This window comes from Neptuniibacter marinus (genome assembly GCF_001597725.1).
Classification (GTDB): domain Bacteria; phylum Pseudomonadota; class Gammaproteobacteria; order Pseudomonadales; family Balneatricaceae; genus Neptuniibacter; species Neptuniibacter marinus.
This window is the reverse complement of sequence record NZ_LUTR01000010.1, coordinates 82,836-106,715: the sequence shown is the minus strand read 5'-3', so window position 1 is coordinate 106,715 and position 23,880 is coordinate 82,836. Positions and strand designations below refer to the sequence as shown.

Sequence of the window (23,880 nt, the reverse complement as noted above, 5' to 3'; positions counted from 1 at the left end):
AGAATTTAGCCCAGATCTAAACTGACAGACACCAGATAAAAAACGGGTAACTGTCAGATCAAGTCTGAGCTACTACAGCTAAGGTGTAGCCTTACATTCTGAATCTAAAAAGCCCCAAGTGTTTGCTCTTGGGGCTTTTTTATTGGTTGCGAGCTTTGATCACACTTAGAGTGTTTCTGCTATGGGATCTTCGCCTATATATCGTTTTCGTTTCTTTGCCTTCACGAACTCAATATCGACTAACACAAGCCCATCAATACAGTAGTTAAAGTCGGCATCAACACCAAAATCAAGGAAACGCACGCCTCCCTCTTCACAGAGTTCACTATATTGTTTGTAGAGCGTTGGTACACTAACGCCTAAAAATTCCAGTTGTTCCTTTAGGACTCTAAAGTCAGCTTTGTAATTGTCACCACTAAACATTCGATCCATATTATTTAGAGCTTCTTGATCTAAAACATAAGGGGAGAATGAATGGCCAAGGTCTTCGTTATCATTAAAATAGTGGCTATAAAACCATACAAGCATGTCTTTAGCTACTCTTGGGTAGCTGTTGCTCAAGCTTACAGGACCGAACATATAGCGTACTTCAGGGTGTTTACGTAGATAGGCACCAATTCCGTACCAGAGGTAATCTAAACTACGTTTTCCCCAGTACTTGGGTTGAATAAAGCTTCGGCCTAACTCTATTCCTTGCTCGAAATAGGGCTTCATCTGTTCTCCATATTTGAACAGGGTTGCACTGTATAGGCCGGTATCGGTTGCCGTTGGATCCATTTTTCCCGCTTCAGCAAGGCGGTAGGCCCCTGCAATCTCTAGCTCCTCTTCATCCCATAAAATAAGGTGACGATAGTATTGGTCATACAGGTCTAAATCTTTTTTATCTCCAGTTCCTTCGCCGACACAGCGGAAAGCGATCTCCCGCAGACGCCCTATCTCCTGAATAACTGCTGACTCTGCTTTGTAATCAAAGAGATAGATCTTTTTTCCATCAATGGTTTCACCTAAGAGTTCGGACTCTCTTAGTTCCTGTTTTAGGTTCTGGCGATTTTGAGGGTGGGCGATCGTTTTTTCCGTTAGAAAAAGGGGCTTTTTATTTTTTGCTATACGATAAAGGTGTTTTTTCAGCAGTTTAGTTTTTTCAGCTGTGGATACAGGTACCGCATCTATTTGACTGAATGGAATGGGCTCACCTACACGCATTGGGATAGTGACCGAGCGCTTATTAAACATCTCTCTAGCTAGCATTAATGTTGAGAGGGTTTTGTTAATGTAAGAAACGCTATAAAACAAGGATGAGTTTTTTCCACCGATAAAAATAGGAAGTACAGGTGCGTTAGCTTTGCGGGCAAAACGAATAAATCCGCTGTTCCACTTATCATCTTTAACGCCTGTTATGCCTGCTCTTGATACTTCGCCAGCCGGAAAGACGATAATTGCTTGTTCTTGATGAAGGGCCTCAACAATACGTTCTATATCTCTTTTACGCGTGCTTTTGCCTAAGTTGTCTACAGGGAGAAACAAGTTTTTTATAGGGTCGAAGTTCATAAGAACATCATTAGCTACGATCCTTACATCGCGTCTAACTTCGCCGACCATTTTAAGTAAAGCGAGCCCATCTAAGGCCCCCAATGGGTGGTTAGCAATAATCACCACTCGGCCGGAGGATGGAATGTTGGCTCTATCATGGTTGCTGATACTGTAACCAAAATTGAAATATTCCAGAACCCGTTCAATAAATTCAAACCCTGTTGCATCTTTATTAATGTCGAGAAAACTATTTATCTCATTTTCATGAACCAGTTTTTTCAACATAAATAGAGCAGAGCGTTTAAACGGCGCCGGCTTATCAATAAAAGCAGGGTATTTGCTTACAAGAGCTTTCTCTACGTTAATAGTTGGCTCTTTAATGATGAGGGTATTTTCAGGTGTATTCATAAGGTGACAAATATAGGTGAGTTAGGTGACTAACTCTTTACAGAAACGTGACGGTTTTGTGACGACTGAAAATAGATTTTCAGCTTAGGCTATTTTTATTACAATGCTGTATATATAAACAGTATCTTGGTGGTATTTATGCAACGTAAGATCATTCACTGCGATTGTGATTGTTTCTTTGCGGCAGTTGAGATGAGAGATAACCCAGAATTAAGATCCATTCCCATGGCAATTGGTGGTAGTGCTGATCGACGAGGGGTGATTGCTACCTGTAACTATATTGCTAGGGAGTTTGGAGTTCGATCAGCGATGTCTACCGCTCAGGCATTAAAGTTGTGTCCAGCTTTACGGGTCGTCCCAGGTGATATGACTAAATATCGTCAAGTTTCCCAGCAGGTGATGAGCATCTTTCTTGAATATAGCGATATTATTGAGCCGCTCTCACTAGATGAAGCATTTATTGATGTTACAGGATTAAATCATTGCCAAGGTAGCGCAACGTTAATCGCGGATCAGATAAGAAACCGAGTAAGAGATGAGGTAGGGATTACTATTTCAGCCGGGGTTGCGCCTAATAAATTTTTAGCCAAAGTGGCGAGTGATTGGAATAAACCTGATGGTATTTATGTTGTTCACCCTCGTAAAGTAGATGAATTCGTATTGAATCTACCGGTTAAAAAAATATCCGGAGTTGGTATGAAAACCGCCGAGAAGCTCAAAAAAATGGATATAGAAACTTGTCGAGATCTACGTGCGAAATCCTTGGTTGAATTAGTTGATAGGTTTGGAAAGTTCGGCCAACGTTTATTTGACCTATCTCGTGGTATCGATGAGCGTCCAGTTAAATTCAGTCGAATAAGAAAGTCGATTAGCGTGGAGCATACTTATTCTCAGGATCTTTTAGATCTTGATAGCTGTATAGCTCAATTGCCTATGTTAATAGAAAAGCTAGTTTTACGTTATAAGCGCTTACAGGAGACTCGGTCGATTGCTGGGATTGTGGTGAAAGTTAAGTTTTGTGATTTTGTCCAAACGACAGCAGAACATCAGGTCGCTTGTCCGAACATTTCCCATTTTCGCCAGCTATTAATGGATGCTTTCAATCGAGGTCAACGCCCGGTCAGGCTGATAGGGGTAGGATATAGATTAACGGAAAGCACCAAAGAACAACCTTTGCAGCTAAGCTTACTAGATAAGTCTTAATTTTTAAGTGAAAGCTTTATAAGGTGGTGGCGCGATGAGCACTGACAACAATAATATCGAGAGTTTGAAAATTCGCTTAGCTACTTATGCGCCTGAATACCGATTAGGGGAACATAAATGGGCGTTTCGTTGTTGTGAATTAGCGCTGGAAGCTTTGGAAGAGGGAAACTATGGCGTTGGTGCTGTTTTGGTCGATCGGGATAATAATCTTTTAGCTGAGGCTGCTAATCAGGTGTTTAGTGAAGGGTTTAATTCATCCGCGCATGCGGAGATGAGAGTTCTTGATCAGTTTGAAAATATGTTTCCTGATTATAAGGATCGAGAAGGCTTGCAGCTGATCTCTTCGTTAGAACCTTGCCCTATGTGCTGCGGTCGGATTTTAGCCTCAGGGATAGGTCAGATTATTTATTTAGCTGAAGATAAAGCGGGTGGAATGATGTCGCATTGCAATAAGTTGCCAGCTGCGTGGGATAATCTTGCTCAACTAATTGTTATTAAATGCTTTAATAAAGAGAAGGAACTTTCTATCTTAGCCTCAGATATTGCATCTGCACAGATGCAAGGTCTGCGGCAGAAACTTATGTTAACTATTCGTTCTTGATACCTGAAATTAGCCCGTAGATTTGTTATACTCGCGCGCTTTTCAAGTCTGGTTAAAAAAAGAACCAGTATATGGCTGAGGTGGTAAATGATTCAATTGCTTGTGTCGCGGACACAATCACTTAAAAGCGATGTTTTATCTGGATTAACCGTTGCATTGGCGCTTGTGCCTGAAGCTGTTGCGTTTGCTTTTGTAGCCGGTGTCGATCCTTTAGTAGGCCTTTATGCCGCTTTTATGGTTGGACTTATTACCGCTGCTATTGGTGGTCGTCCAGGAATGATTTCGGGTGCGACGGGTGCTCTTGCTGTAGTGATGGTGAGCTTAGTCGCTGATCATGGTGTGGAATATCTCTTTGCAACTGTTGTATTAATGGGGATATTTCAAGTACTGGCGGGTGTTTTTCGATTAGGTAAGTTTATCCGTTTAGTACCACATCCGGTTATGTTGGGGTTTGTAAACGGACTGGCTATTGTTATCTTTCTTGCGCAAATGAAGCAGTTTCAGTTTATGGATGATGATGGCGCTATTAAGTGGCTGCAGGGTGAGCAGATGTTTGTGATGCTTGGCTTAATTGCCTTAACGATGGCGATCATTCACTTCTTACCTAAGTTTACGCGTGTTATTCCATCTACACTTGCCGCTATTCTTGCGGTGACTTTGCTTGTTATCGGCTTAGATCTTGATACGCGCACAGTGCAAGATGTTCTAGCTGATATGACAGGTAACGCTGACGCCACTATTGCCGGCGGTCTGCCCCAGTTCCATATTCCGATGGTGCCGTTAACCTTGGAAACATTTCAGATCATTGTGCCTTATGCTTTGATCTTAGCTGCTGTTGGTTTGATAGAGTCATTGTTAACATTGACCTTGATTGATGAGATCACAGAGACGCGTGGTCGTGGTAATAAAGAGTGTATAGGCCAAGGTGTGGCGAATGTCACAACCGGATTTTTTGGTGGCATGGGTGGCTGCGCAATGATTGGTCAAAGTATGATCAATATTAATTCGGGCGGTTTTGGCCGTGCATCAGGTATATCTGCTGCTCTTTTCTTACTTGCTTTTATTCTGGTAGGTTCGGGCCTTATCGAAGTTATTCCTGTTGCAGCGCTGGTCGGTGTAATGTTTATTGTTGTTATTGGTACATTTGAGTGGGCTAGTTTACGCCTGTGGGGAAAAATTCCGCGTTCTGATTTAATTGTCGTTATTGCTGTGACTGGGGTTACGGTTTGGCAGGATTTAGCGATTGCCGTTATTGTTGGCGTAATTATCTCTGCGTTGGTTTTTGCTTGGAAACATGCAAGCCATATGTCTTTTGAAGTACGTGACGAATACGATACTAAAGTTTATTTTCCAAACGGTCCGCTTTTCTTTGCTTCTATTCAAACTTTTCGCGATCAATTTAATCCGAAGTTTGATCCCCCGGAAGTGATTGTAGATTTTGCAAACTGTCGGGTCATGGATCACTCAGGTATTGAGGCAATAGAGTCTTTAGCGGAACGTTATGATAAAGCAGGTAAAGAGCTCAGTCTGCGTCATTTAAGCCCTGAATGTTGTAAGCTTCTGAATAAGGCTGGAAGCCTTGTGGAAGTGAATATGATTGAAGACCCAAGCTATAAAGTGGCGGATGATCGTTTAGCCTAAACGCCTTTGGCTATAAAACGCTTGCTGGTCTAAGTTGTAAAAAGACCCTCATCGTTGGATCACCAATGATGAGGGTCTTTTTATATGGATGGTCAGCTATTGAGAGCAGCTAAGATTTTTATATTAGCTAAGTTTTTATATTAGCTAAGGGCTTCGCCTGAGAAGTGAATACCTGCCCAGCCGGTCTGCATAAAGTTGCGAATATTTCCATGATCATCACCATCAGGTGTATTTAATACATCTTGGTAAAAGCGGCCAAAGCATTTTAGAGTGCTTGTTTCATCTAGGTTATTTAGCTTAGCAAAAGCAAAGATTTTGCAGCTCCCCTCATTTTGCCCAGCATCATTACTGATCGAGCCGTTGTCAAATGCGGTAGGTGTATAGCTATAGTTACTTTCGATCACTAGCATAGTATCTTCAAAATCCAGCTCTGAGCTGGTTGCAAGCTTGCTTATAAAGTCATTCAGCGTCATTAGGGTGTAATCCTCTGTCTTAATCTTCTGGCGGCAAATGATCTTAGTGATATTGGTCAAATATGCAATAGATTGATAGAGGTCAGTTATGACAGGGTTATTACTCGTGTTTAGTCGCTATTCACTTCGAATCTATAGTTTTCAACTAGACTGAGTATGAGGGAGGGAGTTAAGCAGTCTGCTTTCCGGTTTGAAGGATTGATTACTTTTAAGCGAGGGTAGTGTCATGTTAACTTACAACGAATGTGTTGAAATGAGTGGACTCTCTGTTGGTGAAGTTAATGCCATCGCTGAGCATGAACATGTTGATCCCATGATTGCTATGGCTCTAGGTAATTACTTAGTCGAGCATGACGGTGAGGACAAGATCAAAAAGATTATTCTTGATGATATTGCTCATGCAGAGCGCAGTGGAGATTATGCTCATGCAAGCTTGCTCCGACGTGTAATGGAGCATTTCTTGGCGATACACTCGCCAGCATAATATTGATTAACAGAGGGCCTAATAAGGCCCTTTGTTTTGTCTATTAGAGTCTGCTTTCTGTTATTAGAATGGTAAGTAAGGTTTGCGTGCTTTCTGCTGCATCGTGGCCTAGTGGCGTAAGGTAGCCACCGTCGTGTTGAGTAATCAATCCTTTGTCAAAGAGTCTTTGTGTAGCGGCAATAACCTCTGATTGAGCAGAGGAGTGGACTTTGATTCCTTCTTGAGTGGTGTTGAGGTTGAAAAGGTTTAACACATTCAATTCCTGCATGATTTCTTCGTTGTATGGCATATGCGCTCCTGAGTTATTCACGGCAAGATATTTGTGGCTGCAACTATATAAAGTTGCTTACAACGACGTACTTGTGAACAGCATAGACTTAATTTTATCTAAATATAAGCCTTCAATAATCAAGAGTTATATTTATCTATCTCTTAATAGGATGCTTAAGTCGTATTGCATTTGAGAGTGACGCTGAACAGTAAGGGGTAAGCAGAAGTAGGCTGGTTTGCTCTGTAGAAATAAAAAAGCCTACAAATCACAAAGGTGGATTTATAGGCTTTTTAAGTGGAAGATCTAAGCTTGGATTATTTGATGCGCATACCTGGTTGTGCACCGTCATCTGGGCTTAGTATCCAAATATCTTCGCCGCCAGGCCCTGCCGCTAATACCATTCCTTCAGATACGCCAAACTTCATCTTACGTGGAGCTAAGTTAGCAACCATAACGGTTAGTTTTCCTTCAAGATCTTCTGGTTCGTAAGCTGACTTTATACCGGCAAAGACATTACGGGTCTCTCCGCCTAAATCTAGGGTGAGTTGCAGAAGTTTATTAGCCCCTTTAACATGCTCAGCTTTAGCTATACGCACGACCCGTAAGTCAACCTTGGCAAAATCTGGGAATTCGATTGTCTCTTCGATGGGTTCATCGGTTAAAGGTGTTGAAACCGCTGGTGGTAAAGCCTGAGCGGCGGCTTCAATGGCCGCTTTTGTGTCATCAATTATTGCCGTAATTTTATCTTCATCAACGCGCTGCATTAGCGGTTTAAATTTATTAATTTTATGACTTAGCAGTGGCTCTTTAATACTATCCCAAGTGATACGGTCAATATTCAAGAACGCTTCTGCATCTTTAGCCACTTGAGGTAATACAGGCGCCAAATAAGAAACAATAACGCGGAATAGGTTGATGCCCATGGAGCAGCAATCTTGTACTTCCTGTTCTTTGCCTTCTTGTTTTGCTAAAACCCAAGGTTCAGCGGTATCAATATATTGGTTTGCTTTGTCTGCAATGGCCATGATTTCACGCATAGCCTTGCCAAACTCGCGTTTTTCGTAGGCATCTGCAATTAGATCGCCAGCGGCAATTGCTTCGTTATAAAGCTGAGGCTCGGTTAATTGTGCAGACATTTCACCGTCAAATTTCTTTTTGATAAAGCCTGCACAGCGAGAGGCGATATTGACGACTTTGTTGACCAGATCCGCATTGACGCGCATACGAAAATCTTCAAGGTTTAAATCGATATCATCTATACCAGAGCTTAACTTAGCTGCAAAGTAATAGCGCAGGTACTCTGGACGAAGGTGATTCAGGTAGGTCTCAGCCATAATGAAGGTGCCGCGCGACTTAGACATTTTTTGTCCATCTACGGTTAAGAAACCGTGACAAAAAACACCATTAGGCTTACGGAAGCCAGCGCCTTCAAGCATAGCGGGCCAGAAAAGAGTGTGAAAATAGGCTATATCTTTGCCGATAAAGTGATAAAGCTCTGTTTCTGAGGCTTCTGACCAGTACTCATCAAAATCTACGTTGTTTTTATCACACCAATTTTTAAAGCTCGCCATGTAACCGATTGGGGCGTCTAGCCATACATAGAAGTATTTGCCTGGGGCATCTGGTATTTCAAAACCCCAATAAGGTGCATCGCGAGAGATATCCCAATTCTGTAGGCCTGATTCAAACCATTCATTTAGTTTATGAATCATCTGCTCTTGAACGTGGTTATCTACCCATGAACGAAGGAAAGTTTCGAAATTACCTAGCTTAAAGAAATAGTGTTCAGATTCTTTTTCAATGGGTTTTGCACCAGACACTGCAGAATAAGCATTTTTAAGATCAACAGGGCTGTAGGTTGCGCCACATTTCTCACAAGAATCGCCGTACTGGTCTTTCTCGCCACATTTTGGGCAGTCGCCTTTAACAAAGCGATCAGGCAGAAACATCTCTTTTTCAGGGTCATAGGCTTGAGTGATCGTTTTTTTATCAATATGCCCACCGTCACGTAATGCGGTATATATATGAGATGCGAAGTATTTGTTTTCTTCTGAGTGGGTAGAGTAGTAGTTATCAAACCCAACCATAAAACCGGAAAAATCCCGTTGGTGTTCAGCACTAACTTTGTCAATCAGCTCTTGCGGTGAAATACCCATTTGACCGGCTTTCAGCATGATAGGTGTGCCGTGAGCATCATCCGCACAGACGTAAGTACATTGATTGCCCCGGAGTTTTTGGAAGCGAACCCAAATGTCAGTTTGTATATATTCAACTAAATGGCCTAAATGAATGGGACCATTAGCGTATGGAAGGGCACTAGTAACAAGAATCTTACGTTTGCTGTCAGTCATGGGCTGCCTGAAAACCTGAAATCATTGAAATAAGGAGGCCAGATTCTACGCTTTTTAGTTGATTATATGAACCATTATGAATGCAGATTGTATAGAGAGTTGGAGAATAAATACTTGATAAGGGAAGTGTGTAAGTTATTCATGATATCGCGCTTAATCATTTTAGTGTGCTGGTAGGGTGATAGCTTATGTTTGACGTTTTTTAATAAATACCGATTGTGCTAAACTGGAGGCTGTTTATTGTACAATTTTAGTGTGGTTTTATTTTGAATAGTTTTCATGTAGCTGTTTATTTTCTGGACACTCAGCTAATACCCAGCTAAACCTATATTGAGAGAGTAAAGGTATTATCTAAGGATGGGTTAATTGGATGGTTTTTTTATGGACGCGCAGATGACATCCCAAATATTGAAACATTCAGCTGTTTTTTGTCAGGTATGCCCTCAAAGTGTACGTTTAGGTAAGGCTATATCTGATACCACCGATTGGAATACTGTTTCAGTCAAACGCTTAGATGAGTTATTGGCGGTTCTTGATAGTAATCCTGCCGATGTGCTGGTATTACCTTTAGGTGATAATCCGACACAAGTACTTGAATTACTTGCCAAAGTGGTTGAAAAACATCCTAATGTTATTCGAGTAGTTTTATCTGGTTATTTAACCCCGTTGCAAACCGCAAGAGCATCTGAGTTGGCGCATCACTCGTTATCTTTAGACTGTAGTCCTGATGAGCTGATCGAGGATATATCCAACAGTATTCATGTCGCAGGATTGATTAATAAACCTGCAGTGAAGAATTACATTACCTCGTTACAAACTCTGCCAGTCTTGCCGGATGTATACGATAAGTTAAATAAAGCGTTAAGTTCTGAGCGCTCAAATGCTCGGCAAATTGCGCAGATACTCGAGCAAGACCCAGTGATGACTGCTAAAGTCATGCAGTGGGTTAATTCAGCCTTTTTTGGTTTAAGTCGTGATATTAATAGAATGCAGGAAGCGGTAGCTATTCTTGGTATCAGAATGATTCGTGATTTAGTACTAACATCCCATCTATTTGATGCTTATCCGCAAACCGATGTTTGGAAAAGTTTTTCGTTTAAACAAATTCACCAGCGTTCAATGGCCGTCGCTCGCGCTGCTCAACATATAGCGCGTTCAGTGAAAGCTGACCGTCATGTGCAAGCCCAAGCGTTTTTAGCAGGTTTGCTACATGATTTTGGTATTTTAGTTCTCGCCAGTCAGAACCCTGCTGAATATCATCGAATCATTAGTAAAGCGAGTTTAATGGACCAACCGGTTTATGCAATTGAAAAGCTTGAGTTAGGTGTTACTCATGCTGAAGCGGGCGCGTATATGCTGGCTTTATGGAACTTACCTCCTAGAGTTATTGAGGCTGTATTATTTCACCATTTCCCCAAGGCTAACCCTGAAAATGTTTTTACACCCTTAACGGCTGTCCATGTGGCGGATGCGTTATTACCACCTGCTACAAGCGTTGTTGGGTGTGATATGTCCAGTCGTTTGAGTATGGATTACATCAAGCGAATTGGGATGGAGACGGAACTGGATCATTGGCAGCTAATTACAGCAGATTATCAAACACAAGTTGGATTTGTTTAATCCTGCCGCTTCCTGTTTTTAATGTTTTGCCTGAGACTTGCATACTGTTAAAATGCGCCCAATTTTTTGTGGGCGCATTTTTTGTGCCTATAGCACTTATTTTAGAGGCGTAAATGTCAATCTCAGTTGTCGAACCTGAACAGTATGAAGCTCAACTTGCGGTTAAAAAATCCGGTGTTGAATCGCTTTTTTCTTGTTTTGATCTACCCGAACTCGAAGTCTATGAATCTCCACGTAGTCATTATCGTATGCGCTGCGAGTTTCGTGTTTGGCATGAGGGTGATGACCTTTTCTATGTGATGTTTGAAAAGGGTAACAAAAACGTCCGTATACGTATTGATCACTGCCCAATGGTGGCTGAACGTATTCACGATATGATGTTCAAACTGCTTGAAGAGATACGCCCGAGTGAAGTGCTGCGACGTAAGCTATTCCAAATCGATTTTTTAAGCACTTTAAGTGGCGAGCTATTGGTCACACTACTCTATCACCGTCCTTTAGCAGAAGACTGGATTGAAGAAGCTAAAAAGCTTAAAGAGAAATTTAATATTCAGTTGGTAGGACGCTCTCGAAAAGCAAAAATATTGCTGGATCAGGATTTTGTCATAGAAACGTTGGATATTAATGGTCGGGATTATATCTATAAACAGGTAGAAAACAGTTTTAGCCAGCCGAACGGCGAAGTTTGTCGTCATATGATCAAATGGGCCCTTGATGCGAGCCAAGGGGCTGGAGGTGATATGGTCGAGTTATATTGCGGTAATGGTAATTTTACTTTGCCGATGGCTCAAAACTTTCGCCGTGTCGTAGCGACTGAAATTTCAAAAACCTCTGTTCGTGCTGCTCAATATAATATTGAGGCTAATGGTATTGAAAATGTAGATGTTGTTCGTATTAGTTCGGAGGAATTTTCCCAAGTTCTAAGTGGTGCGGTGGAAAAGCGTCGAACTAAAGATCTTGGCTTGGATAGCTGTGATTTTACAACGGTATTGGTTGATCCGCCTCGCTCAGGTTTGGATGATGAAACGGTTAAGCAAGTACAGTCCTATGAAAATATTCTCTATATATCCTGCAACCCTGAAACATTGAAGTTAAATCTGGAAACCTTGACTCAGACCCATGAGTTAAAGCGTTTTGCTATTTTCGATCAATTTCCCTATACCGAGCATTTAGAGTGTGGTGTCTATCTTACACGCAAATAGTAGGCAGGCTTAGAGCACAACCCATTAGGTTGCAATATACGATACTTTTCCAATTAAAAGCCGGTTTTTAGCCGGCTTTTTATATAGTTCTCTACAGCGGGAGCCGTTCATATGATTCTCAAGTCATAAGTGGTTCTTTATTCCCATAAAACTGTCGTAATTCCTTGATCTAAGTATGGTAAGCACCGTAGCATGAGTTTGGAATAGGCTGGAGCACCCCATGAAAGAGCTATTAAAGTTAAACGGATTTTTTGCATTTATATGCGTCGCATTTATTAATGCCTTTGTCGACCTTGGTCATAAAATAATTATTCAAAATACGCTCTTTAAGGCCTATGACGGTGATTTACAGATACTGTTGACCGCCGTGGTTAATGGTTTGATCTTACTTCCCTTTATTTTGCTTTTTACCCCGTCGGGATTCTTAGCTGATAAGTACCCTAAAAATAAGGTGATGCAGCTATCTGCGTGGGGCGGCGTTGTTATTACTTTGTTAATCACAACCTGTTACTACTTAGGGCTTTTTATCCCTGCTTTTGGACTGACTTTTGTACTTGCGCTGCAAAGTGCTTTTTACTCGCCCGCTAAATACGGATATATAAAAGAATTAGTCGGCGCGAATAACCTGAGCGAAGGTAATAGCTGGGTTCAGGCGGTGACTATGGTCGCCATTTTAAGTGGCATTGTTGTTTTCTCACTACTATTTGAATTGAGTTTGGATGGCGCGGTACAGCTTTCACCGGAAGAGAGTTTAATGTCATGCGCACCCCTAGGTTGGCTTTTAGTTGCTGGTGCGGTTGTTGAACTCTATTTAGCGTACCAGCTGCCTGAACTACAGGAAACCGATAAGAAAGCGGTTTTTGATACTAAGGCCTATCTAACGGGTCGAGCTTTAAAACGCAACCTTGGCTTACTTAAAAGCAAACGTCCTATCTGGTTGTCGATTATTGGACTATCTATTTTTTGGTCAATTAGTCAGGTGATGCTGGCCGTCTTTCCTGCGTTTGCCGAAGAACATATGGATCAACATAATACCTTCGTAATTCAAGGCATCATGGCGTTTGCAGGTATAGGGATAATGCTGGGCTCTATCTTGGCTGGACGGTTTTCTAAGCACTATATCAATGTCGGTTTGATTCCTGTTGGGGCTGTGGGTGTTGCGGGCGGGCTTGTTCTTTTACCTCAGCTTGATTCTATGCTTATGCAGGCGGTTGTCTTCTTTTCGATTGGTCTTTTTGGTGCCTTAATGTGTGTGCCATTAAATGCATTGGTACAGTTTCATGCAGGTGAAGCTGAAAACGGACGGGTATTGGCGGGTAGTAATTTTATTCAGAACCTTATGATGCTGAGTTTCTTGTCTTTAACTGTGCTATTTGCGTGGAACAGTATTGATGGACTTTGGTTGCTTTGGTTGCTGGCCGCGCTGGGGGTTGGGGGCGCTATCTATGCGATTATTACCTTGCCACAGGCATTTATCAAAGTCTTGGTGATGCTCCTGTTTCGCCGGAAATATAATCTTCAGGTACTTGGTTTTGAAAACTTACCTGAAGCGGGTAAAGGGACGTTGCTATTAGGTAACCATATAAGCTGGTTAGATTGGGCAATGATTCAGATGGCCTGTCCTCGCCATATTCACTTTGTCATGGAGCGAAGTATATATGAGCGCTGGTATCTTCGCTGGTTCTTAGATCTATTTAAAGTTATTCCTATCTCTCAAGGTAAGAGTCGCCAAGCGCTTGAACAGGTACGTGAATTGATTAATATCGGCGAAGTAGTGTGCTTGTTTCCTGAAGGCGCAATCAGCCATATAGGACAGTTAGGAGAGTTTAGGCGCGGTTTTGAAAAAGCCTGTGAAGGGGCGGACGGTGTCATCGTACCTTTCTATATGCGTGGGTTGTGGGGAAGTCGTTTCTCCCGTTCGACCGATAAAATGAAAACCATTCGTCGTAACGGTTCTAAACGAGATGTCATCGTCGCTTATGGTCAGCCAATGTCGATTGATAGTTGTGCTGCTGAAGTTAAGCAGAAGGTGTTTGAGTTATCGATTCGAACTTGGGAACAATATACAGAAACTCTTGAAACACTCCCAAGCGCCTTTGTGCGTAGTATGAAAAGTGCCGATGGTGGATATGCTATAGCGGATGTGGATGGAGGGCCGTTAAGCCATAGAAAGTTGTTAACTGCTACGGCTTTATTTAGAAAAAGAATGGTACGAACAGAAGGGAATAATATTGGTTTGCTTGTGCCAACGTCGAGTGCTGGTGCTATTGCTAATATGGCAGCATTAATGGCGGGAAAAACTGTAGTTAATATCAACTTTACTGCACCTGTAGGCTCTCTGAAATCTGCGCTAGAGCAAGCGGATGTGAAGACTATTGTTACCTCGCGTCGTTTTGTGATTAAGCTGAAAGCACGTGGCGCAGATCTTTCGGAGTTATTTGAGGGACGAGAACTGCTGTATATGGAAGATATTAAAGAACAGATCAGTAAAGCTGAAGGGCTATTAACTTTAGGGTTAGTATCGCTGATGCCGACTTCATGGTTACAATTTTGGTTGTGTCATAAAGCACATGTTGATCAAACCGCAGCTATATTATTCTCTTCCGGTAGCGAGGGAGCTCCAAAAGGAGTGATGTTAAGTCACAGGAATATTATGGGGAACCTTCGCCAAACAGCAGATGTGCTCAATGTACGTGAAGATGATTGTATTATGGCTACCTTGCCCCTATTTCATGCGTTTGGCCTAACGGTAACTTGTTTTATGCCGTTGATTGAGGGAATGCCGGTTGTTTGCCATCCTGATCCAACTGATGCGCCTAAAATAGGTAAAGGTGTAGCACGTTATAAAGCAACATTGATGTGTGCCACCTCCACCTTTTTGCGTTTATATACACGGAATAAGCGGGTTCACCCACTTATGTTCCAGTCGCTTCGAGCTGTAGTGGCCGGTGCAGAGAAACTTGATTCTGCTGTACGAGAGGGATTCGAGAAAAAATACCATGTACCTGTTGTCGAAGGTTATGGCTCTACAGAAACCACTCCTGTCGCAAGTACTAATTTACCTGATGCTTTAGATACAGACTGGTGGACAGTACAGGTGGGAAACAAACCCGGTACGGTTGGTATGGCCTTACCCGGCTCGACTTTCCGCATAGTGGACCCAGAAACCTTAGATGAACTCCCTATAGGTGAAGATGGGTTGATTTTGATTGGGGGTACTCAAATCATGCAGGGTTATTTAAATAATCCAGAAAAAACAGCCGAAGTGGTTGTCGAGATGGATGGTATTCGTTGGTATAAAAGTGGCGATAAAGGCCATTTAGATGAAGATGGGTTTTTAACGATTGTCGATCGCTATAGTCGTTTCGCTAAGCTGGGTGGGGAGATGGTGAGTCTTACTGCGATAGAGGGTGAGGTGCGTCGTATATTAGAGCTGACAGAGCAGCCTTTGGTCGCGGTGAATCTGCCTGACTTGAAAAAGGGTGAAAAGGTGATTCTTCTCATCGAAGGGATCGATGTTGAAAATGTGCGGGATCGTTTGGTCAAAGGTGGAATGGCGCCGATGATGGTACCGGCGGATATCTATAGCGTTGAGGCCGTCCCTGTTTTAGGCAGTGGTAAAACGAACTTTAGTGCGGCCCGAGAGATGGCGGAGGCTATGGCTCGCCCCGCATAAACAAAGCGGCGAACATACTTTGTTTTAGTAGGTATTGCATAGTTTTATGTAATTCCTACTAATCTGCTTGGTTATTATGGGTTATACTGTGAGTCTATAAAATTAGAAGGTCATAATGAGTTTTTTTAAACAGTTTTTTAACCGACATTCTAAAGCTCAGAAAGCGGAGAGAACCGTGTCAAATATTGAATCTAAAGTCACTGACTTGTTAGCGGAAATTGATGATCCGTTGATGGGGACTGATCTTATTACTGCGCACCATGTTAAAGAAGTGTCTCTAACCTCTGGTAAATTAGTTATTGCCATTGAGTTTGTTTATCCAAGTGAAGGTGTTGCAGCAACTTTTAAACAACGCATCAGTGAAAAAATGTTGGCCTTGGATGAGGTGTCTGAATGTGAGGTGATCTTGAGTCATCAGATTGCCTCCAATCAAGGGCAAAACCAGCTTCCTTCGATGTCAGGTGTTAAGAATGTTATTGCCATCGCTTCAGGTAAAGGGGGTGTTGGTAAATCGACCACGGCGGTTAACTTAGCGCTGGCGATGGCTGCTGAGGGTGCAAAAGTAGGTATTCTTGATGCTGATATTTATGGCCCAAGCCAAGGCATGATGCTCGGTGTAGACGAGGGAGTTCGCCCTTCTCAACATGATGAGAAGCATTTTAACCCTATTGAAGCGCATGGCTTACAGTCGATGTCGATGAGTTATCTAATCGAAGATAATACGGCGATGGTATGGCGAGGCCCAATGGCGGCAGGTGCGTTACAGCAGTTGTTAACGCAAACACGCTGGCATGATCTTGATTACCTGTTTATTGATATGCCACCTGGCACCGGTGATATTCAGTTGACGTTATCGCAAAAGGTACCGGTTGCGGGGGCGGTTATCGTAACAACGCCGCAGGATATTGCTTTGCTGGATGCGAAAAAAGGGATAGAGATGTTCCGTAAAGTCGATATTGATGTACTCGGGGTCATTGAAAATATGAGTACTCATATATGCAGCAACTGTGGCCATACTGAAGCGATCTTTGGCGATGGGGGGGGGAAAGAGATTGCAGAGCTCTACGATACGGAACTCTTAGGTCAATTACCATTAGCCTTATCTATTCGTCAGCAAGTTGATTCAGGGACACCTACCGTAGCTGCTGATTCTGAGTGCGACTATGCGTTAATATATCGGGAGGTCGCACGTAAGTTAGCAGTTAGGTTAGCTACAAAAAATGCTAACTATGTTGCCGTGCCTACCATTGTTGTTTCTGACGATTAATATTTTACGTACAGGCTAAGGTTGGTGCTTTTTGCGAATGTTTATAGTTTGATTGAGATCAAAAATTAACCAGGTTATCTGGTTGGTCTCTAAAATATTGTCTACACTGATAGTTCGACGATTAGACGGATCATATAAAAATAAATGAGGGATGTTGTTATGGATTATAGAGAGACAGCAGATATTAGAGAGATACAGGTAAAGCCTTCAGCACCTTCCCGTAGTGATATGGCAAGGGAACTTCGGAAACAAGCTGATAGCTTGAGAGATGAAGGCAATACTGCGGCAGAGTTCTGGCTTGCTGATCAATATGAAAAGACGGCTAACCTGCTAAATTAATTTCATTTAATTAGATATTGTTAATCAATAAAATAAACGACCCTTAAAGGGTCGTTTTTTATATGTGGCTAGTGTGATTGAACTTTGTTCATCTCTATTAAAAAAGGTACAATGCGCGGCTAGAAAATTATTAACTACTGGATAGGCCAATATGGGCATTAAAGCTGATCGTTGGATTCGTCGTATGGCGGAAGAGAAGGATATGATTTCACCTTTTGAGCCGGGTCAGGTTCGTGAGGTTAATGGATCACGTATCGTCTCTTATGGAACATCTAGTTACGGCTATGATGTACGTTGCGCGAATGAGTTTAAAATTTTTACCAACATCAACTCATCCATTGTCGATCCTAAAGATTTTGATGACGGCAGTTTTGTAGATGTTCAGTCGGATGTCTGTATTATCCCGCCAAATTCATTCGCGCTAGCGCGTACTGTTGAATATTTCAAAATTCCTCGTGATGTATTAACCATCTGTTTAGGCAAAAGCACTTATGCCCGTTGCGGTATTATTGTTAATGTCACGCCATTAGAGCCTGAGTGGGAAGGTCATGTAACGTTGGAGTTTTCTAATACCACCCCGCTACCTGCTAAAATTTATGCCAATGAAGGGGTTGCTCAAATGCTGTTTCTTCAGGGAAGTGAGGTTTGTGAAACCTCCTATAAAGATCGCGATGGTAAGTATCAGGGTCAGACTGGTGTTGTGGTTCCTCGTACTTAACTTTGACTGTATCTATAAATGATTTTAAAGCACGAAAAAATTAGTTTATTTTGGGACCAGCTCCAAGAAACCATTGAGCAACTTCTATCGAGTAGGAGTGATGATCGTTTTGAGGCGGAGCCGTTACTAAAGCAATACCGTGAGCAATTACAAAAGATTGACAGCAACCTGACGTTTCATTTTCAGAGCGATGAGGGTGAAGAGGGGGCTTTAGAGATGGTTTTTGGTTGTGATGGTTTTCCCGAATCAATCCATTCTGTGTTAAGTGTAATAGGCGCAGCGCCAGAATTGACCGGAATAGAATTTAAGGCGTTTAATAACCGCTACGATCCTATTCCCTTATCGGTGAATATTGGTGATGAATTTTGTGAAATTCATGATTTTTGGTGTCGCGTAAATGTTGTAAATAATCGTATGCATCTAGAGATCTATTTAGAAAATGCACCAAAAGTTTTGGATATGGATCCTAGGGTAGAAGCGGTTATGATCTATCTAGATGCATTGATAGGTGAATATGAACTGATGACGCGTGTATGGGCATTAGATTGGTTCGAAATACCTAAATCACCTGAAGATCATGGTTTAACTAAGTTAGTGGACTTACGTGATTATTTTGACGAAGTTAAACAGGATGCATCTCCCATAGGGATTACGTTACATTAATCTGTTTCGAGATTATCCGTAAATGTGAAGTATGGACGCAGTTTGATCATTAGTTATGAGCTTCTGCGTCTTAGTTTCTCAGTTGTCTGAGAGAATATAAACGCTGCCTTCTTCATCTTCAGTTTGTTTTTCGCCTGCTTTAAATAAAGTGCGCATTTGTTTCCCCTTCCTTGTTTTTTTTAGTTGCTTCCTAAGTAACAATCGACCATTGTTTTATTAACCTTAGCTTTTTAATTTAAATTTTTATCATTTTCTTGGAATTAGGCGTTATATGAGTGGATTGCTAACAGCTTTACTCGAAGAAGTTCGTGTTGAATATATATCGCGTATGCAGGCTACGGCTTGTAATGAGCCCTATTTAACGGCCGAACGTTTATGCCATGAGAGGCTTTTTCTTGAAGCAGATCTGTTAGCTGAGATAATAGAACAGGATCCCACACTTCTCGCAGCCCGCGCTGGTGATTTTATTATGAATAAACAGGCGAGTGAGAACCCCTCCGTTGGAATTATTGTTTGTAGTAATATTTTAGCAGCAGCTTTAGAAGGCTTGCTGGCCGTTGCTGTCGATCGTGAATGGCTGGAAACTGATGATGAAGGGCATATTTTAGTTGATGATGAAGAGTTGCTAAAGGATAGTCAGTATCCGATTAATATTGATTACAGCCAGTCAGAAACGGCAAAGCGTAATATTAGTATAGGAGGGGCGAGTAAGCTGTCTCAGATATTTTCTGCCGCAGAGTCAGAATATCTAGACTCATTGCAGCAAAGTACGCGAGACCTCGATCCTTATCAGCGGGCGCTTGATATATCATCTAGTTATTCAGTGTTTGCACCAGAAGATATCTCCCCGCTTGTTGCTGAGAATCCAATGCTGCTTGGTTTAAGGCCTGAAGATATGATGGATGAAGATCTATTTGATGGTGATCCGCCGGCAGGTTTGATTATTAGTGCCCACTTAACCCAGATGTTGCTCCAGCAGATGCTTGAGTTAGGCGTCGAGCAGGGTGTGTTAGTGCTGGATAGTAGTGGTCATATTATTGTGCCTGATGCACCTAAAGCCCCACCGACTATCCATTAAGAACTTAGTAGACAGTCTTATAGTATATCGAAATCGATTTTGTTTTCCGCTACATGGAATAGAGATGCAACCACTTGGCGATCATAGCGCTTCCCTGCATCTTTGAGAATAATCGCTAATGCCGTTTCTACTGGTAAGCTCTCTCTATAGGCTCTAGGACTAATCATAGCGACAAAATCGTTTACTGTTGTAAGTATTCGAGAGTTGAGTAAGAGTTCATCACCAGATATTCCGTTAGAGCCAGAGCCGTCTAAGTATTCATGTTTCTGGAGTATTGTTTCTAATACCGGCCCGTCAAATTCAATATTTTGTAGTATTTCACGAGTATGTTGGACCTCATTTTGGACAACTTCTCTCTCTTGATCTGTTAAAGGCTCTGTTTTTGTTAACAGGCTCTGAGGGATAGATAGTTTCCCTAAATTACAAAGGTTTGCTGCAATTTCAAGAGAGGCTCGGTCATTTTCCTCAAGCGCCATAGCGTCAGCAACCGCAAGTGCTATTTTGGCGGTTTTTTGCGAATGGTTGGCTGAATAAGGGTCATGTAGGTCAATCGCGTTCATCAACGATTGCATGATCTGACGAAGTAGCTGAGTTTGTCGCTTTTGATGCTGTTCAATTAAAGTAATATCGTGGAAGTGGAGCATTACCGATGCTGTGTCACCGTAGAGCATAGGCACTAAGCTAATTACAAAAGTACTGAGCGTTCCTTGGAGCTCCAATGATCTTTTATAAGATCCATCCTTTTGGCTTTCAAAACATTCTTTTATCAGAGGGGACAGTTGTTCAGCGTAATGGCTCCCCAGTACGGAGTTTAGATTTTTGCCTTCACTATCCTCGGGGTTGATTGAAACTTTGCTGGCGAGTGCATGGTTGATAAATACAAGGTTAATATCAGTATCAACGATCATGACCATATCGGTTACATTGTTATTAATCGCATCAAGCAGGCTTGTTTTTTCTTTTAAGGCTAGAGCGGTGGTTCGCAACTCTTCGTTTGACTTCTGTTCTTTCAAAAGGTGTCCGTACCAACCCGCAGCGACTAGCATTGCTAAAAGCGCGAGTGTGCCAAGCACTAGCATCATTTGTAGGTTTGCTTGTTCCTCTGCGCTTTGCCCTAGGGCATCGTTACGGTCTACCTTAATAATGAGTTTAAGGTTTGTGCTGGCAATATTCCGGCTAACCGCTAATACATCTATGCCACGATAATCTTTCGCCTGAATGAATTGTCCAGGCGCATTGAAGGCAAGTGCTGCTGCACTTTGCCCATTCATCGGAATGACTTTTGCCAATGCGGAGCTTTTATCTTGGCGTAGGGGGCTAGCGTAAACTAAGCCTTCGTCTTTTCTCTGTAGTAGTGCAGATTCCAGAGATTGTAGTTCAACACTATAATTACGGAGCAAACTGTAGAGTTCTTTTTCAGCATTTTTTATCCCTACCAAATAGCCTATGATCTTACCTTCAGCGCCAAATTGCGGAAGCCCTGTGATAGCGCTGACAAAAGCGATCTGACTTGTTTGATTTTCATTCATCCATATGTGGGTGGCAGCGACTGTACCCACTGATAAGCTGGATTTAATGGTGTCATGAATCTCTTTATTGATAGGTGCTAAGCCTGGGGTGCCAGCAATGGGTTTTAAATTAGCGTCATATAGAGCAAGAGAGCTATTGGCTATCACTCGAAGATTAGCGTTTACACTGCTTCTTGTTTTATCAGTATAACCTTCACGGTTAGCGGCTGCGATAATGAGGTTTCTAAGGTAATCAATTTGTGCGGTTTTCTCTTGTTCGGCTGATGTTTTGCCTGTTAATCGTTGAAGGTATAACCGAACAGAATTGTTATCTGCAATCTCTTTGAGAGGGGCTTCTGTAGAAAACATCCACCTTGTTGCGCTTAAACTTTGGTTATCAGCGAGTGCTGATAAGGTTGTTTGCCAATGTTGGATACTCTGCGTTTGTTGATTCTCAGTGAAACGGTTGATTAACAACATACATATCATAAAGATAAGTGTGAGGCTGATAAAGCCAGTGGTTAAAATACGTTTCATGCTGATAATCCAAAGTGTGTGAGTAAATTATTTCATTCTAGCTAGATACTAGCAGTAATCTTAGTAAACAGGCATATGTAGCCACCAGCGCTTTTCATTAACTGTATATAGAGGGGTGTAATGCTTAATGCTGCGGTGGGAAATAACTTGTCGGCTTTGATTGTCTAGAATTAGTTCATCACCACCGTACTTTACGGCTAACACCGCGTGACCAATACGTAAGTTGGTATCTTGCAATACCACTATGCGTAGCTCTTCGTTGCTGAAGCCTAATAGTCGTAAGGAGAAAAATTTAGTTAATGAGTAGTCTTCGCAATCGCCACTACGAGATAGAAACTCCCTTACCACCGCCCAGTAATCTTCTTTTCCGTAATTATCAATATCTTGAATATAAGGTTGGCGGTTTGCATATTGATTTACCCGTTCGAGTTGCTGCCTTTTCGGAAGCCCTTTAATGCTATTAAGAAAATTATACCAAGGCTTTAAATTACATAAGCCTGATTCTCTGCATATCTGTTCTGGCGTATCTTCTCTTAAGTGTCGTTCCATGTAGCTGAGCCAATCGGGCAACTCACTTAATGAGCGCTGCGGTAGTTCTTGTGAACCAAAAAGGCCTGCATAGGTCGGGGATGACCATGTTAAGGGGATTAATAAAATGACTCCTATTATTAGGAGTGGATAGGATGCTCTCATTGGCAGCGATCTCAATATATAGATTTTATGAGCATATCTAACTAGGCCAGAAATTCCACTGTTCATATTTAAAACTATATGGCGTAACCAATAAGTGCGGAGGTTTATATCGTTTTGGTTGTTTTTACGGGCTGCACAGATAGTCCTGAAATGTACTAATAAGATGCAACAAATACAATTTATTTTCGGGTATTTTTTTATACCTTCTTTGCTGTTAAGAGCTACTCTTTAATTGAAAGAAAAAGATAGATTAAGGAGTTGGATATTGCAGCTCTTTAAGGAGGTGTGCCATGGACTTCAAAAGAATTGCTTGAGCAGCGTTAGTCTACCTTCTGTTTTTGCAGATCAGCAGTAAGGAGAGGAACAAGGCTCTGTTCATGAGTGGGGGCCTTGGGATATGCCGGTAACATGGACTATGCCGGTAACAACAGCCGCAGGGCCTGAAGTAGCTATAAATCCTTTGCTTTTAGCAGGTGGTGCAGGGCCTGAATATGTGTTTTTTGATCCAGAAATAGAAGGTCTAGGGGGAGGTGATCCATTAGTGAATGGCTGTCAGCCTGGAATGCCTTGTGGTTATGCGACTTACTATCCTCTTATGTCTGGTTCTGAAGGTAATGCAAGGGTCCCAGACAGACAAGGCCATCGTTCCAGTGGATTTTTTGTTCGGAGAGGGGTATCCAGTTTGACACCTGTTGTGGCGGGTTTTTCAATGGAAGGTTATACCGAGAGTGAGCAAAGAATAAGGCGTTACGATGCGCTAGGATTTACTGTTGCACCGAATGGCGGTGATAGCCGGTACGTTGATCTATCATCTTTGCCACTTGATGAACGTATGTGGCTAGGTTCTATGGTCGCTCATTATGGTTACGATGATGATAATTTAAGATTAGATGGATTAACTGATACATCTATCAGGTGCTTAGGTAATTGTCAGGGACGCTTTGCTCCATATATGCGGTTGGATTATGGACATTTAGGAGGCTTGGAAGGTAGTAATTTGTCCCATGGGCTTTGGTTTTCTAGCACTGGCGGTCAAGAAGGTGGAGGTGCTCAGACTTTTTTAGGTAGTTTTGTGCTTGGTATTACATCTACACTGGATGACTTAATTGCTCTACAGGTTAAGTTGGATACCATGAATAGCTTTTCTGAACTTAGTGGTGACCTAGTCGCTGAGTATCGAGGGCATAGTGCTTGGGGAGCAGGTGTACAGCTGAGTGTTAATTTCTCCAATCAAACTTTGGGTGGCTCTTTTAATGGAGGGCTAGAAGGTCATGTTATGGCGTATGCCAGTGAAAATGGCACTACTGTCGTGGGGCAGGTTGGTTTCAGCATAGATGGGGGTACAATAAATGGTATTAATTTAAATGCGGACTCTAATGCATTAAGTGCCTTGGAGGGTACAGTCTCAGGAACTGTGAATGCTAGCTTTTTTGGCGACAATGCAGGTGAAATTGGTGGTGTTGCTGATATAGTGAAAACACAAACTGTCGCTCAGCCTAGCATCGTTTCTGAAAATATTGCAGGGTACGTTGATGCTGTTCATGTAACAACTTTTAGTGCAGACCTTCAAGTACCTCAATAAAAGGGTATTTAGTTAAAGGGGTTATGTAGAGCTGT

The 23,880-nt window shown here is 42.1% G+C and carries 19 protein-coding genes; 13 read left to right on the top strand and 6 right to left on the bottom strand.

The annotated features are described in order from the left end of the window. Positions 1-165: 165 nt before the first annotated feature. Positions 166-1,938 (bottom strand): GNAT family N-acyltransferase, encoded by a 1,773-nt coding sequence (locus tag A3774_RS09140; RefSeq protein WP_067866431.1) that lies wholly within the window; start codon positions 1,936-1,938, stop codon positions 166-168. A gap of 138 nt (positions 1,939-2,076) precedes the next feature. On the opposite strand from A3774_RS09140, the gene dinB reads away from it, so the two are divergent. From dinB to A3774_RS09125, 3 genes are all read left to right on the top strand, one after another. Beyond that, positions 2,077-3,141 (top strand): DNA polymerase IV, encoded by a 1,065-nt coding sequence (dinB, locus tag A3774_RS09135; RefSeq protein ID WP_067866429.1) that lies wholly within the window; start codon positions 2,077-2,079, stop codon positions 3,139-3,141. 34 nt (positions 3,142-3,175) lie between these two features. Further along, a complete protein-coding gene (locus A3774_RS09130) occupies positions 3,176-3,742 on the top strand; it encodes a nucleoside deaminase (RefSeq protein WP_067866427.1) in 567 nt (188 codons plus the stop codon). An 87-nt stretch (positions 3,743-3,829) separates the two neighbouring features. After that, positions 3,830-5,383, top strand: a complete 1,554-nt coding sequence (locus tag A3774_RS09125; RefSeq protein ID WP_067866425.1) for a SulP family inorganic anion transporter — start codon at positions 3,830-3,832, stop codon at positions 5,381-5,383. A 140-nt stretch (positions 5,384-5,523) separates the two neighbouring features. Here A3774_RS09125 and A3774_RS09120 read toward each other — a convergent pair whose 3' ends face one another. Next, positions 5,524-5,856 carry a HopJ type III effector protein gene (locus A3774_RS09120; RefSeq protein WP_067866423.1) on the bottom strand — a complete coding sequence of 111 codons (333 nt, stop codon included), beginning with the start codon at positions 5,854-5,856 and terminating at the stop codon, positions 5,524-5,526. Between the two features lie 226 nt (positions 5,857-6,082). Here A3774_RS09120 and A3774_RS09115 point away from each other — a divergent pair, with 226 nt between their 5' ends. Next, positions 6,083-6,340 (top strand): hypothetical protein, encoded by a 258-nt coding sequence (locus tag A3774_RS09115; RefSeq protein ID WP_067866421.1) that lies wholly within the window; start codon positions 6,083-6,085, stop codon positions 6,338-6,340. A 43-nt stretch (positions 6,341-6,383) separates the two neighbouring features. On the opposite strand, the gene A3774_RS09110 is transcribed toward A3774_RS09115, so the two are convergent. Together A3774_RS09110 and metG are read right to left on the bottom strand one after the other, a co-directional pair. Then, on the bottom strand, positions 6,384-6,629 hold the full coding sequence (locus A3774_RS09110) for a TIGR02647 family protein (RefSeq protein ID WP_067866418.1): 246 nt from the start codon (positions 6,627-6,629) through the stop codon (positions 6,384-6,386). A gap of 296 nt (positions 6,630-6,925) precedes the next feature. Then, entirely contained in the window at positions 6,926-8,962 is a 2,037-nt protein-coding gene (gene metG / locus A3774_RS09105; protein ID WP_067866415.1) for a methionine--tRNA ligase, read from the bottom strand. Positions 8,963-9,355: 393 nt separating this feature from the next. On the opposite strand from metG, the gene A3774_RS09100 reads away from it, so the two are divergent. The 8 genes from A3774_RS09100 (at position 9,356) to A3774_RS09065 (ending at position 19,525) form a co-directional block, all read left to right on the top strand. Next, positions 9,356-10,582: a response regulator gene (locus tag A3774_RS09100; protein WP_197468043.1), complete on the top strand. Its 1,227-nt coding sequence runs from the start codon at positions 9,356-9,358 to the stop codon at positions 10,580-10,582. Between the two features lie 113 nt (positions 10,583-10,695). Then, positions 10,696-11,784 carry a tRNA (uridine(54)-C5)-methyltransferase TrmA gene (gene trmA / locus A3774_RS09095; RefSeq protein ID WP_067866410.1) on the top strand — a complete coding sequence of 363 codons (1,089 nt, stop codon included), beginning with the start codon at positions 10,696-10,698 and terminating at the stop codon, positions 11,782-11,784. Positions 11,785-12,004: 220 nt separating this feature from the next. Then, a complete protein-coding gene (locus tag A3774_RS09090) occupies positions 12,005-15,460 on the top strand; it encodes an acyl-[ACP]--phospholipid O-acyltransferase (RefSeq protein WP_067866408.1) in 3,456 nt (1,151 codons plus the stop codon). 175 nt (positions 15,461-15,635) lie between these two features. After that, positions 15,636-16,727 carry an iron-sulfur cluster carrier protein ApbC gene (gene apbC / locus A3774_RS09085; RefSeq protein WP_067866448.1) on the top strand — a complete coding sequence of 364 codons (1,092 nt, stop codon included), beginning with the start codon at positions 15,636-15,638 and terminating at the stop codon, positions 16,725-16,727. Positions 16,728-16,886: 159 nt separating this feature from the next. Then, positions 16,887-17,066 carry a hypothetical protein gene (locus A3774_RS09080; RefSeq protein ID WP_067866407.1) on the top strand — a complete coding sequence of 60 codons (180 nt, stop codon included), beginning with the start codon at positions 16,887-16,889 and terminating at the stop codon, positions 17,064-17,066. Between the two features lie 151 nt (positions 17,067-17,217). Then, on the top strand, positions 17,218-17,784 hold the full coding sequence (dcd, locus tag A3774_RS09075; RefSeq protein WP_067866405.1) for a dCTP deaminase: 567 nt from the start codon (positions 17,218-17,220) through the stop codon (positions 17,782-17,784). 18 nt (positions 17,785-17,802) lie between these two features. Beyond that, complete coding sequence (locus A3774_RS09070) at positions 17,803-18,447, top strand: hypothetical protein (RefSeq protein WP_067866403.1); 645 nt, start codon at positions 17,803-17,805, stop codon at positions 18,445-18,447. Positions 18,448-18,718: 271 nt separating this feature from the next. Next, on the top strand, positions 18,719-19,525 hold the full coding sequence (locus tag A3774_RS09065) for a hypothetical protein (protein WP_067866401.1): 807 nt from the start codon (positions 18,719-18,721) through the stop codon (positions 19,523-19,525). Between the two features lie 17 nt (positions 19,526-19,542). Here A3774_RS09065 and A3774_RS09060 read toward each other — a convergent pair whose 3' ends face one another. Both A3774_RS09060 and A3774_RS09055 read right to left on the bottom strand, forming a co-directional pair. Beyond that, positions 19,543-21,570, bottom strand: coding sequence for an HD domain-containing phosphohydrolase (locus tag A3774_RS09060; protein ID WP_067866399.1), 2,028 nt, complete (start codon positions 21,568-21,570; stop codon positions 19,543-19,545). A 60-nt stretch (positions 21,571-21,630) separates the two neighbouring features. After that, positions 21,631-22,263 (bottom strand): transglutaminase-like cysteine peptidase, encoded by a 633-nt coding sequence (locus A3774_RS09055; protein WP_067866397.1) that lies wholly within the window; start codon positions 22,261-22,263, stop codon positions 21,631-21,633. A gap of 397 nt (positions 22,264-22,660) precedes the next feature. Between A3774_RS09055 and A3774_RS09050 the strand changes: the two genes are divergently transcribed. After that, positions 22,661-23,845 (top strand): transferrin-binding protein-like solute binding protein, encoded by a 1,185-nt coding sequence (locus A3774_RS09050; RefSeq protein WP_067866394.1) that lies wholly within the window; start codon positions 22,661-22,663, stop codon positions 23,843-23,845. The last annotated feature ends 35 nt before the right edge of the window (positions 23,846-23,880 follow it).

What these genes read in the sequence shown, in the direction of transcription:
- A3774_RS09100 (WP_197468043.1), top strand. Translation starts at nt 9,356, where the DNA reads ATGACATCCCAAATATTGAAACATTCAGCTGTTTTTTGTCAGGTATGC.
- A3774_RS09065 (WP_067866401.1), top strand. Translation starts at nt 18,719, where the DNA reads ATGAGTGGATTGCTAACAGCTTTACTCGAAGAAGTTCGTGTTGAATAT.
- A3774_RS09090 (WP_067866408.1), top strand. Translation starts at nt 12,005, where the DNA reads ATGAAAGAGCTATTAAAGTTAAACGGATTTTTTGCATTTATATGCGTC.
- A3774_RS09125 (WP_067866425.1), top strand. Translation starts at nt 3,830, where the DNA reads ATGATTCAATTGCTTGTGTCGCGGACACAATCACTTAAAAGCGATGTT.
- A3774_RS09130 (WP_067866427.1), top strand. Translation starts at nt 3,176, where the DNA reads ATGAGCACTGACAACAATAATATCGAGAGTTTGAAAATTCGCTTAGCT.
- A3774_RS09140 (WP_067866431.1), bottom strand. Translation starts at nt 1,938, where the DNA reads ATGAATACACCTGAAAATACCCTCATCATTAAAGAGCCAACTATTAAC.
- A3774_RS09115 (WP_067866421.1), top strand. Translation starts at nt 6,083, where the DNA reads ATGTTAACTTACAACGAATGTGTTGAAATGAGTGGACTCTCTGTTGGT.
- A3774_RS09055 (WP_067866397.1), bottom strand. Translation starts at nt 22,263, where the DNA reads ATGAGAGCATCCTATCCACTCCTAATAATAGGAGTCATTTTATTAATC.
- A3774_RS09080 (WP_067866407.1), top strand. Translation starts at nt 16,887, where the DNA reads ATGGATTATAGAGAGACAGCAGATATTAGAGAGATACAGGTAAAGCCT.
- A3774_RS09050 (WP_067866394.1), top strand. Translation starts at nt 22,661, where the DNA reads ATGCCGGTAACATGGACTATGCCGGTAACAACAGCCGCAGGGCCTGAA.
- A3774_RS09120 (WP_067866423.1), bottom strand. Translation starts at nt 5,856, where the DNA reads ATGACGCTGAATGACTTTATAAGCAAGCTTGCAACCAGCTCAGAGCTG.
- A3774_RS09070 (WP_067866403.1), top strand. Translation starts at nt 17,803, where the DNA reads ATGATTTTAAAGCACGAAAAAATTAGTTTATTTTGGGACCAGCTCCAA.
- dinB (WP_067866429.1), top strand. Translation starts at nt 2,077, where the DNA reads ATGCAACGTAAGATCATTCACTGCGATTGTGATTGTTTCTTTGCGGCA.
- metG (WP_067866415.1), bottom strand. Translation starts at nt 8,962, where the DNA reads ATGACTGACAGCAAACGTAAGATTCTTGTTACTAGTGCCCTTCCATAC.
- dcd (WP_067866405.1), top strand. Translation starts at nt 17,218, where the DNA reads ATGGGCATTAAAGCTGATCGTTGGATTCGTCGTATGGCGGAAGAGAAG.
- A3774_RS09110 (WP_067866418.1), bottom strand. Translation starts at nt 6,629, where the DNA reads ATGCCATACAACGAAGAAATCATGCAGGAATTGAATGTGTTAAACCTT.
- A3774_RS09060 (WP_067866399.1), bottom strand. Translation starts at nt 21,570, where the DNA reads ATGAAACGTATTTTAACCACTGGCTTTATCAGCCTCACACTTATCTTT.
- trmA (WP_067866410.1), top strand. Translation starts at nt 10,696, where the DNA reads ATGTCAATCTCAGTTGTCGAACCTGAACAGTATGAAGCTCAACTTGCG.